This is a genomic window from Flavobacterium longum (assembly GCF_965137575.1).
GTDB lineage: Bacteria > Bacteroidota > Bacteroidia > Flavobacteriales > Flavobacteriaceae > Flavobacterium > Flavobacterium longum.
The window spans coordinates 328,032-340,095 of record NZ_CBCRZJ010000004.1 but is presented as its reverse complement, the minus strand read 5'-3'; the positions used below and the strand labels follow the sequence as shown (position 1 = coordinate 340,095).

The window sequence follows — 12,064 nt, the reverse complement described above, 5'->3', positions numbered from 1 at the left end:
TAGGGATGGAGGCGTTGTCGGAGCTCTTGCCCAAGACCCCAAAGGTTTTGAAAACCTTTGGGGTCTGCAAAGCGACCGCCGAAAGCCCGACGGCATAATGCAATGGCGCCGGAACGCCCAAAAAACTAAAACCGCTCCTATTGTGCAACACGCGCCAATCTCCTATATTTGCGCCTCAATTTAATGACAATGATAAAGATTACGCTGCCAGATGGCTCGGTGAAGGAATTTTCAAGTGGCGCAACACCCATGGATGTTGCCATGAGTATTAGCGAAGGACTTGCACGGAATGTAATTTCGGCATCCTTTAATGACACGGCCATTGAAACGACCACGCCGCTCACGACCGACGGCAAACTCGTACTTTATACCTGGAACGATGCCGCGGGCAAGAAAGCGTTCTGGCATTCTACGTCGCACGTCATGGCGCAGGCGATTCTGGAGAAATATCCGAATGCGAAACTCACCATCGGGCCGGCGATTGAAAACGGCTTCTATTATGACGTGGATTTCGGCGACCAGACGATTGCAGACAAAGACTTCAAGGAAATTGAAGACCGCGTGCTGGAGATTGCGCGCGAAAAACATGAGTTCAAGATGCGTTCATCGAGCAAGGCCGATGCGCTGGCCTTTTACAAAGCAGAAAACAACCCTTATAAAGTAGAACTGATCGAAAACCTGGAAGACGGTACGATTACCTTCTGCGACCACGCCACATTTACCGATCTATGCCGCGGCGGACACATCCCAAATACGGGTTTGATCAAGGCGATGAAAATCATGAGCGTGGCCGGCGCGTACTGGCGTGGCGACGAGAAAAATAAGCAACTTACCCGCGTGTACGGCATTTCGTTCCCGAAACAAAAAGACTTGACCGAATACCTCGAGCTTTTGGAAGAAGCCAAACGCCGCGACCACCGAAAACTCGGGAAAGAGCTGGAATTGTTCACGTTCTCCCAAAAAGTAGGTCAAGGGTTGCCGTTGTGGTTGCCGAAAGGCGCCGCACTGCGCGATCGTTTGGAGCAATTCCTGAAGCGCGCACAGAAAAAAGCCGGCTACGAACAAGTGGTTTCGCCACACATCGGGCAAAAGGAACTGTACGTTACATCTGGGCATTACGCGAAATATGGTGCCGATTCCTTCCAACCAATCCATACGCCGGCCGAGGGCGAAGAGTTTTTGCTCAAGCCGATGAACTGCCCGCACCACTGCGAAATTTACAACAGCAAACCTTGGTCATACAAGGATTTGCCAAAGCGATATGCCGAATTCGGAACCGTTTACCGGTACGAGCAATCGGGCGAATTGCACGGATTGACGCGTGTTCGCGGGTTTACACAGGACGACGCGCACATTTTCTGTACGCCGGACCAGTTGGACGCCGAGTTCAAGAAAGTAATCGATTTGGTGTTGTACGTTTTCGGGTCGCTTGGGTTCGAAAATTTCACCGCGCAGATATCATTGCGCGATCAGGAAAACCGCGATAAATACATCGGCTCCGATGAAAACTGGGAGAAGGCTGAAAACGCCATCATCAATGCGGCCAAAGACAAAGGTTTGAATACCGTCGTGGAATACGGCGAAGCGGCGTTCTATGGGCCAAAACTCGATTTCATGGTGAAAGACGCACTGGGCCGCCAATGGCAATTGGGCACGATTCAGGTCGACTACAATTTACCGGAGCGTTTCGAGCTAAAATACAAAGGATCAGACAACGAACTGCACACGCCGGTGATGATCCACCGCGCGCCGTTTGGTTCCATGGAACGATTCATCGCGATCTTACTGGAACACACCGCAGGAAATTTCCCAATATGGCTGATGCCCGAACAAGCTATCATCCTGTCTCTTAGCGAGAAATATGAAAATTATGCGAAAAAAGTTTTGGAATTGCTCGAAAATCACGAAATTCGCGCCCTAATTGACAATCGCAACGAGACCATCGGCAAGAAAATCCGGGAAGCAGAAACGCAAAAATACCCGTTCATGTTGATTGTCGGTGAGGAAGAAGAAAAGTCCGGAACCGTATCGGTACGCCGCCACGGCCAGGAAGGCAAAGGCAACGTCACGGTTTCGATTGCAGATTTCGCCGCGATGGTAAATGACGAAATCAACAAAACGTTGAAGACATTCGTTGTTGCCGATTAGTTATTGTAATAAGTATAATTTAAAAATTTTTAGTCATAGCAATTAGAAACAACCGAGGACCAATGCGTGTCGAGAAGAAAGACGCGCACCGGATTAACCACCACATCCGCAACACGCCAGAAGTAAGGCTTGTAGGCGATGGCATCGAGCCAGCCGTGTACAAGATTGCCGACGCTTTGCGCATGGCCGACGAACAGGAACTTGACTTGGTCGAGATTTCCCCGAACGCCCAGCCGCCGGTATGCAAAATCATGGACTATAAAAAGTTCGTGTACGAGCAAAAAAAGCGCGACAAGGTTTTGAAGGCCAAATCCACGCAAGTGACCATCAAGGAAATCCGTTTCGGGCCGCAAACCGACGAGCATGACTATGAATTCAAGAAGAAAAATGCCGAGAAATTCCTGAAAGAAGGATCAAAACTCAAGGCGTTTGTCTTCTTTAAAGGCCGTTCCATCATTTACAAGGAACAAGGACAAATACTGTTGCTGCGTTTGGCCACAGACCTTGAAGAACACGGAAAGGTAGAATCGTTGCCTGTGCTTGAAGGAAAGCGGATGATCATGTTCATTGCGCCGAAGAAAAAGAAATAGTTGCTAGTGGCTAGTTATTAGTTGCTAGAAGAAGAAAAAAATAAGTTGATAGTTTTTAGTTTTTAGTCCCTAGAAAAGTCGAAAGTATTCGGCCACAACCAACATCTAGCCACTAGCCACTAACCACTAGCCACTAAAAACAATAAGTAGTAATAAATAAATCTTAGGAAAAATGCCTAAAATGAAAACCAAATCCAGCGCCAAGAAACGCTTCAAAGTGACCGGCTCTGGAAAAATCAAAAGGAAACACGCCTTCAAAAGCCACATCCTGACTAAAAAGTCAAAGAAGCGCAAGCTTGCCTTGACGCACTCGGCGCTGGTTCACCAGTCTGACGTGAAAAGCGTTAAGGAACAATTGAGGATTATCTAAGACAGTTGCTAGTGGTTAGTTGATAGTTGCTAGATAGATTTTCTAACAACTAAAAACTAACAACTATAAACTAAATCCTCCGGTTTAAACATTTAATAACCCTGAAGTACGGCCACTAAGTTCCTCGATTATCAAGGACGCCTGCCTCAAAAAAAAGTAAATTATGCCAAGATCAGTAAATTCAGTTGCCAAAAGGGCACGCAGAAAAAAAATGATGAAACAGGCCAAAGGTTTCTTCGGCCGCCGCAAAAACGTTTGGACAGTAGCCAAGAACGCGGTAGAAAAAGCAATGCTTTATGCCTACCGTGACCGCAAGCAGAACAAGCGTAACTTCCGCGCATTGTGGATTACCCGTATCAACGCGGGTGCCCGTCTGGAAGGCATGTCTTATTCTCAGTTCATGGGGTTGGTGAAAAAAGCAGGTATCGAACTCAACCGTAAGGTTTTGGCCGACCTCGCCATGAACCACCCAGAGGCTTTCAAGGCCATCGTCAAGAAAGTAAAATAACGTTTTTGTCCAACCATTACTACTTATTATAGGAAACCCGTTCGAAAGAGCGGGTTTTTTAGTTTCTCGTTCTTAGTTGCCAGTTGCCAGATGATTTGAATTCCCTGAAGTTGGCACTCCAACTCATCATTTTTTATTTGGGCGTGCCGGCGCGTTAGACAATTGGCTCCGCTTACTATGTTATCGTCGCGCCGTCGGGCTTTCCGCTATAGTCCTCGCTGCGCTGCGGGCTGCCGCTTCAATCCCTCACGCAAACCCATCTTTCCCGGAAATCCATCTTCAAAAGAAGTCAAACTTCATTGCCGGAAGACGGCAACTTCCGAGCATGCTGACTTTCGGGTGTTAAAAATTTACTTACAACCACAGTCATTTCAGCGGTTTGTTTTAACTATGTCATCCATAAAAAACAAAACTCGTGAAAAAAACAACACTCTTGCTTTTCCTCGCATCGCATTTCGCATTCGCTACCGTAGCGCCCATCACCGAAACCGAAAAAAATTTCACCACCATCAAACTCTGGGGTTTCCTTAAGTATTACCATCCGCAGGTGGCGAAAGGCAAATTCGACTGGGACAAGCAATTGTTCGACATCCTCGACAAGACCAAAGCCGCACAAGACAAAGCATCGTTATCCGAAATGTATGGCGATTGGATTGACGGCCTCGGCCCAGTGCCAACTTGTAGCGCATGTGCGAAACCGTCCAAAAATATCCATTTCGACAAGAACTTCGATCTGGGCTGGACCCAAGACCAAAACTTGTTCACCGCCGCGTTGTCGGCCAAACTCAAACAGATTGAGGAAAACCGCCACCAGGGAAAATCCCATTATGCAGGTGCGCACCGGCAAGTCGGCAATGTGGAATTCCGCAACGAAAATGACTACAAAGGGCACGATTGGCAAGACATGAACATACGGTTGCTGGCTTTGGCGCGCTACTGGAACCAAGTGGAATATTTCTCGCCCTACAAATACATGACAGACCAGAAGTGGGACGACGTGCTCATGGAAATGATCCCAAAGTTCATCCATGCCGCGTCTGACCAACAATACCGCCTGGCCATGCTCGAACTGGTCGTAAAACTAGATGACAGCCATGCCAACCTGATCACCATCAAAACCAACGAGTATTTCGGGTATTACTGGATTCCGGCGAAATTCAAAATCATCGACGAAAAAGCGGTCGTCACCGGGTTTTATGACGATTCACTGGCCGCAGCGAACGATCTTAGGATCGGCGACGTCATTGAAAAAGTAAATGGCGAAACGGTAGCCGACATCGTCAAAAGGCAGTGGCATCTCATCAACGGGTCAAATCATCCTACGAAACTGCGCAACACCTATTATTGCATCACCAACGGCCAGACAGACAAGGTTAACCTGAGCATCAACCGCAATGGCACAACTGCCGAAAAAATGGTGAACCGCTATCGGCGGGACAGCTTCAAACCCACCATTGCGGCAAGTAAGAAGCCTTGGAAAATCATGGCCGGCGACATCGGTTATGTGGACATGGGCAATCTGGAATTCGACATTAAGAATGTAGACCGGATGATGGATTCGCTCAAGACCACGAAGACCATTATCTTCGACATCAGGAACTACCCGAAAGGGACGATGTATTTGATTGCCCGTCACCTCAGCAGGCCTGACGCGCCGTTTGTTCACTTTACCGAGCCAGACCTAGACTACCCGGGGAAATTCGTCTGGCGCAAGGAATTCTTCAACGGAATGCGCGCCGAAAAAAACTTATACGCGGGTAAAATCATCTTGCTCGTGGATGAATCCACACAAAGCCACGCCGAGTTTACGGCCATGTTGTTTCAAACCGCCAAAAACGTCACGACCGTCGGGAGCCAGACTGCGGGCGCCGATGGCAATGTGAGCGAGGTGTTGTTCCCTGGCAACCACAAAAGCTACCTTACCGGCCTTGGCGTTTTTTACCCAGACGGCACCGAAACCCAGCGCAGAGGCATCCGGGTAGATCTGGAAGTTAAGCCTACGATTGCCGGCGTCCGGGAAGGCCGCGACGAAGTGCTGGAAAAAGCCCTGAAACTGGCGGCGCAGTAGCCGTCCGAGCAAAATACGTATTTCTCCGTATTGCCGCGACCAACCTGATGTTGCAACTTTACACCAGTAAATATCAAAACAAAATCTGGCCGAAAGGCCAATGGAATCCCGCCACGTGCGGGATTTTTTTTTCACCTATGTCATAATTTTTTCCCAACGCGAAAACCGTCCGCGCCAAACCATCGTAAATGGGGCAATACTAATTAAACCATTAAACATGAAAAAAGCATTCAACATCTTGTTTGGCCTTGGCGCCATGGCTTCGGCATTCGTTTTCACCGGTTGCAGCAGCGACGACGACAATGACCCAATGACCTCCAAGCCCGATTTGGAATTCTACGGACTGACGGCGGCCAATGGGCTGGTGAAGTACAACGCCAACAATGCCGCAACACCCATGGGCAACATGCCTATCACAGGCTTGCAATCGGGCGAAAACCTATTGGCCATAGACTTCCGTCCTGGAACCGGCCAACTCTACGGATTGGGCAATTCCAACCGCCTGTACATCATCAACACCAACACGGGTTCGGCCACGGCAGTGGGAAGCGCACCTTTTACCCCAGCAATTTCGGGCAGCATGGTCGGGTTTGATTTTAACCCGACGGTTGACCGCATCCGTCTGGTGACTTCGAGTGGGCAAAACCTTCGTTTGAATCCTGAGACCGGTACGGTAGCGGCTACGGATGGCAATCTTAATCCAGGCACGCCTAACGTCGGCAGCGCCGCCTACACCAACAATATGGCTGGCGCAAGTTCAACTGAATTGTTCGTCGCTGACTTTTCAACGGGCATGCTCTACAAACAAAATCCGCCGAACGATGGCACTTTGGTAGCCGTCGGCGATTTGGATTTGCCAGCTATGCCAATGGGCGACGTCGGCTTTGACATCGCACCCGAAAGCAACATCGCGCTGGCCAATTTCAAGGACGGCAGCATGGATCATCTGTATCAAATCGATTTGATGACCGGTAAAGCCAAAGACTTGGGTATGCTGGGCACGGCCATCATTGGGCTCGCCATCCCAACGCAAAAAGTGGCTTATGCCGTTGACATGGCCAACAACCTGCACATCTTCAACCCGAACATGCCGGGAACAACAACCGTGAAAGCCATCACGAACCTGCAACCGTCAGAGAACGTTCTCGGGATAGACATGCGTCCGGTAAACGGCCAACTCTTCGCCTTGGGCAGCACCGGCAGGCTTTATGCGCTGAACACGGCCACCGGCGCAGCTACGATGGTTGGTTCGGGCCCATTCGCGACGCTTGATGGCACCGACTTCGGGTTTGACTTCAACCCTACCGTTGACCGCATCCGCATCGTGAGCAACACCGGCCAAAACTTGCGCGTCAACCCGAACGACGGCACGCTTTCGGCTACCGACGGCATGCTCAATCCGGGCACGCCAAACGTTACTGCGGCGGCTTACACCAACAATTTCCCGGGCGCGACAACAACCGTCTTGTTTGACATAGATTCCACAACCGACATGCTCTATACGCAAACCCCGCCAAATAACGGTACACTCGTGGGCGTTGGTGCACTTGGCGTAGACGTTACGGCTTCTAACGGTTTCGATATCGGCGGCACGTCGAACATGGCCTATGCCATCCTGACGGTTGGCGGTAACGCGAAAGTGTACATGATCAACACCACAACCGGTGCGGCCACAGCCATGGGCGACTTCCCGGCCTCGGTGAAAGGTTTCGCACTCGGGTTAGGATTCTAACTGCCCTTAACCCTGATGCAGCCCGGCCTCGTGCCGGGTTTTTTTATGGCCACATTTGTCCATTTATTGACTACATTTATTCGGACATACCAATTAATTTCGCTTAAGACTGTAGTTATAATCCTTTATCTTCAAGATGAAAAAAACAAAGATCATCTTTCTCGTCCTACCAAAAGTACACTTGCTCGATTTGGCCGGTGCTGACCAAGTTTTCTATGAAGCCATAGACTACGGCCTGCCCGTTGACGTGGTGTATTGTTCTTACACGGATGCCTTGGAAACATCGACTCTTCTTGGTTTAGGCGCCCTAGAGCATTTCAGCGAGGTCGATGTAAACGAAGGCGATTACGTTATGATTCCCGGTGCCGAGACATCGCTGATCAACGGCCCGGAAATGGCGGCGCAAAAAGACTTGTTCCAATGGGTGATTGATGCCTGGCACAAAAAAGCAAATCTCTGCTCTATTTGCACCGGCGCTTATTTTCTGGCCATGACCGGACTGCTCGACGGGCGCAAATGCACCACACATTGGAAACACACGGACATCCTGCGCAGGAAATTCCCAAGGGTAAACGTGCTCGATAACATCTTGTTTACCGAAGAAGACCGGCTATTTACAAGCGCGGGCGTCACGTCGGGCATCGACCTCGCGTTGCACATTGTGGCGAAACTCAAGGATGACCATTTGTCTTATAAGATTGCCCGCGAACTCGTGGTGTATAACCGCCGTTCGGGCCAGGACGCACAACAAAGCGTCCATTTGAAATACCGAAACCACATCCACAGCGGCATCCATAAAGTTCAGGACCGGCTACAAGAAAGCATCGACGAGAAATTACTGCTCGACGACCTGGCCGACATCGCCTGCATGAGTACGCGTAATATGACGCGCGTATTCAAGAAGGAAACCGGCATCACCATCAACGACTACATCAATTTACTGCGAAAGGAAAAAATCAGGGAATTGCTCAAGAACCCTGACTTGTCACGCCGCGACATCGCCCGGCATTGTGGGCTGAAAAGCGAACGGCAAATCAGCCGCATCATGAAAGCTTAAACAACCCATTGATAGAAGAAGAAGAACATTCCGGTTCACGCCGGCTGAACCTTTATTGCCCATACTCATGGAATACGACATCCGAAAAGCACGCCCAACAGACATCGATGACCTTATCAACCTGTGCGCAGCGCACGCCGCCCATGAACAAGCCGATTACAGCCCGGACGGAAAGGCCGAAAACCTGTCGCGCGAACTGTTTTCGCCCCATCCGAAACTGCGCTGTCTGGTTGTCGAAACTGCAAACGGCATCGTGGGTTACGCGACATTCACCAAAGATTATTCAACATGGGATGCCGCCGAATTCGCCTACCTAGACTGTCTGTTCCTACAGCCCGAGGCGCGCAACTTCGGGATTGGCGAGGCGCTGATTCGGGAAATCGCAAAAATCATGGTGTCTGAAAACTGTTTGCTCATGCAATGGCACACGCCACCGTTCAACACGCGCGCCATCAAGTTCTACCGCCGTATCGGGGCGACCTCGAAAGAGAAAGTCCGGTTCTACCTTGACGAAAACACCCTTAAACAGTTGGCATCATGATCAAATCCGTCATCACTTTAGCAACACTATTCCTGACTTCGATGGCATCCGCCCAAACCACGCCCGACATCAAACACATCGCACTCGATCTGTCTTTTGATTGGGCGACGAAAACCGCCTCCGGCACGGCCAATATCACGTTGAAGCCAGGGGTTGCCACCGACGTGATAGCACTCGACGCAGGCATGCTCACCATCCAATCTGTGACAGTCAACGGAAAAGCAACGGCCTTTACGTATGACGGCGGCGACAACAACGACGGACTGAAAATCGACCTCGACCGGAAATACCGACCCGACGAAAACCTAACCATTGCCATCGCGTACCACACCAATTACATCAACGACACAGACCCGAACAACATTTGGGGCAGCAACGGCAAAGGCTTGCGGTTCTTTTCACCATCAGATACCGACCCGGGTCGTCACCAACAACTTTGGTCATTCGGCGACCCGGAAGGCAACAAATATTGGTTTCCGTGCAACGAAGCGCCAAATGATTTGTACACGTCCGAAATCAAGGCGACGGTGCCCAATCCGCTGATGGTCATTTCCAACGGCTCTTTGGTTGGCGCGACCCAAAATAAAGATAACACCACAACATTCCATTGGAAAACGGACACGCCGCACACCCTTTCACGCACCTTGATCGTTGCCGGCCAGTACGTCGTCAACAGCCAGTTTTATCAGGACATCCAATTGGATTCTTACGGCTATCCGAATGAAGTTCAGGCCACCGAAGATTCTACCGTGCGGTTGGCCGACATGATGCGATTCTTCTCCGAAAAAACGGGTGTAAAATATCCGTACAACCAATATTCCCAGGTATTCGTGCAGGAACTTCCGGGATTTTTGACAGGCGCGGCCACATCGGTCATCACCGAAAATATGGTGGACGACTACGGCACACATGCAGATTACTTCTATCTCTGGGACTTGACCGAGGCCGAAGCGCTCGCCCGGCAATGGTTCGGTAACACGATTCCTGCGGCTTCGTGGCGCGACGGATGGCTTACCCAATCCTTGGCACACTACCTTTCGGGATTGTACGACGAGCACAGAAACGGACGCGACGAATTTCATTTGTATGTCGTGAATTTCGATCAGAACACCTATCTGAACGACTGGAAATCCGATGTCCGGCGCGCCATTGTCACCGATGAATTCACCGACGCCACGACGCTCTTGGGAGACAACTATGCCACCGCACGCGGCGCTTTGGTCCTGCACATGTTACGGCACGAAATGGGCGATGAAAAATGGTGGCAAGCGGTTTCTGAACTGGCAAAAACATACGTCTGGAAACCAGTTGCCACCGAAGATTTCGAGCGCATCTGTGAGAAAGTGGCGGGCCGACCGATGGATTGGTTTTTCAGACAATGGTTATACAAAGCCGGGCATCCGGTGTTCAACATCGAAAAAAAATACGACCGTAAAAACCAAATACTCACGTTGACGGTCAAGCAGACGCAACAGAAAAGTACGCCTCTGGACCAGGACTATTTCGAGGGCAACATCGCGATTGAAATCGACGGCGATATTCAAACCATCCGCATCGCCGCAACACCTGAAAACACTTTTTCATTCCCGCTGCCATCGGTGCCCAAACTCGTCCATTTCGATTACGGCAACATCTGGATCAAGGAAGTGACATTCGAAAAAACGCTCGCCGAATGGCTATACCAGTTTGACAACAGCACCGACATCATGGCCCGCAACGAGGCGCTTTTTGAATTGGTCACCATAGTCAAAGACCCAAAAACAACGGATTCGGATGCCACAAAAATCCTAAAGTCGCTTCGCGGTGTCATCGCCGGCGACAGCTATTGGCGGTTGCGTTTCATCGCGTTACAACAGCTTCAGGGCATCATGACAGGCAACAACAAACCCGTAAAATTGGATCAGGCCACACTTACGATGCTGCAACTCGTGATGGGCCACGACATGCCCTGGATGAAAACCGCCGCCATCACTTTTCTGGGCCAAACGCGCAATCCTGAATACGATGAAATTTACCTTGCCCAGTTGCACGACGAAAGCGACCGCGTGGTGAATGCCGCCGCCGTTGCGCTCGGACGAAGCAAAAGCCGGAAAGCCTTTGATGCATTGGTGGCATTGAAAAACCGTCCGTCTTGGAAAAGCCAAAGCCTGATTTCGGCGCTCAATGGTTTGCAGCAATTGGGCGATGCGCGCGCTTATGAGTTTGCATTCGATGCCTTCCGGGACAAATCGTTGCCGCACTGGACACTGGCCGTGCCTACTTGGGATTACCGGCTGGCCGCCGCCGATGTGTTGCAATCGCTCGGCAAGACCGACGCAGCGTATGATGTTGTCTTCGAACGATTCCAAAAATCAATTGAAGCACGCAACACCAATGACATCTTTTACAACACACAACTCATGATGCGGCTCGGCAATCCGCGCGGTGCGGCATTTTTCCCAATCCTGAAAGCCCGTTTCGCAAACGACGCCAACGCCATGCAGGCCATTTCACAACTAGAACAATCCTTTAATACGAAACCATGAAAAAATCAGCCATCAACCCCATGCCCGAGTATTTCGACCGTTACATCGATCTGGCCGACGACGTGCCCGTACTGGAAGCGCTCGCCGTCAGTTTGTATGAAATCGACCACCTGAAAATCGCGGATTGGAAGGCCATGGGCGACCAAGTCTATGCGCCCGGAAAATGGACAGCCAAAGACATCATCCAGCACATCATCGACACCGAACGGATTTTCGCTTACCGCGCGCTGTCGTTCGCCCGTCAGGAACCGCAACGCATGTTGTCTTACGACGAAGATTGGTATGGCAACCACACCAACGCCAACCAACGCAGCATTGCGGATTTGGTGGATGAATGGCGCGCCGTGCGGCTTTCTACGATAGCGCTTTTTCGCTCGTTTACGCCCGAAATGATGCTGCACAACGGAAAAGCGTTCTCCGGGACGTATTCGCCGCTGGCCATCGGGTTCATCCTTGCCGGCCACCAACGTTGGCATTTCAGGGTTTTCAAAGAGAAATACTTACCTTTATTGGGCAAGTAAATGC

General features: G+C 50.4%; 10 protein-coding genes. All 10 read left to right on the top strand.

Going from position 1 to position 12,064, the window contains the following annotated elements; all coding sequences use genetic code 11:
• Positions 1–189 precede the first annotated feature (189 nt).
• The 10 genes from thrS to ACM9J1_RS09565 all read left to right on the top strand — a co-directional run bounded on the left by thrS (position 190) and on the right by ACM9J1_RS09565 (position 12,060).
• The gene (gene thrS, locus ACM9J1_RS09610; RefSeq protein WP_415581813.1) at positions 190–2,148 is read left to right on the top strand and encodes a threonine--tRNA ligase; all 1,959 of its coding nucleotides are present in this window, start codon (positions 190–192) and stop codon (positions 2,146–2,148) included.
• 62 nt (positions 2,149–2,210) lie between these two features.
• Positions 2,211–2,738, top strand: coding sequence for a translation initiation factor IF-3 (gene infC, locus ACM9J1_RS09605; RefSeq protein ID WP_415581812.1), 528 nt, complete (start codon positions 2,211–2,213; stop codon positions 2,736–2,738).
• Positions 2,739–2,910: 172 nt separating this feature from the next.
• Positions 2,911–3,108 (top strand): 50S ribosomal protein L35, encoded by a 198-nt coding sequence (rpmI, locus tag ACM9J1_RS09600; protein ID WP_014164268.1) that lies wholly within the window; start codon positions 2,911–2,913, stop codon positions 3,106–3,108.
• A gap of 163 nt (positions 3,109–3,271) precedes the next feature.
• A complete protein-coding gene (rplT, locus tag ACM9J1_RS09595; RefSeq protein WP_415581811.1) occupies positions 3,272–3,616 on the top strand; it encodes a 50S ribosomal protein L20 in 345 nt (114 codons plus the stop codon).
• Positions 3,617–4,031: 415 nt separating this feature from the next.
• Positions 4,032–5,684, top strand: a complete 1,653-nt coding sequence (locus ACM9J1_RS09590) for a S41 family peptidase (protein WP_415581810.1) — start codon at positions 4,032–4,034, stop codon at positions 5,682–5,684.
• Between the two features lie 217 nt (positions 5,685–5,901).
• Positions 5,902–7,416, top strand: coding sequence for a DUF4394 domain-containing protein (locus tag ACM9J1_RS09585; protein ID WP_415581809.1), 1,515 nt, complete (start codon positions 5,902–5,904; stop codon positions 7,414–7,416).
• Positions 7,417–7,552: 136 nt separating this feature from the next.
• A complete protein-coding gene (locus tag ACM9J1_RS09580) occupies positions 7,553–8,473 on the top strand; it encodes a GlxA family transcriptional regulator (protein ID WP_415581808.1) in 921 nt (306 codons plus the stop codon).
• A 67-nt stretch (positions 8,474–8,540) separates the two neighbouring features.
• Complete coding sequence (locus tag ACM9J1_RS09575) at positions 8,541–9,014, top strand: GNAT family N-acetyltransferase (RefSeq protein ID WP_415581807.1); 474 nt, start codon at positions 8,541–8,543, stop codon at positions 9,012–9,014.
• A complete protein-coding gene (locus ACM9J1_RS09570; RefSeq protein WP_415581806.1) occupies positions 9,011–11,539 on the top strand; it encodes a M1 family aminopeptidase in 2,529 nt (842 codons plus the stop codon). Before ACM9J1_RS09575 ends, ACM9J1_RS09570 begins: the two co-directional genes overlap by 4 nt.
• Entirely contained in the window at positions 11,536–12,060 is a 525-nt protein-coding gene (locus ACM9J1_RS09565; RefSeq protein ID WP_415581805.1) for a DinB family protein, read from the top strand. Before ACM9J1_RS09570 ends, ACM9J1_RS09565 begins: the two co-directional genes overlap by 4 nt.
• Positions 12,061–12,064: the final 4 nt, after the last annotated feature.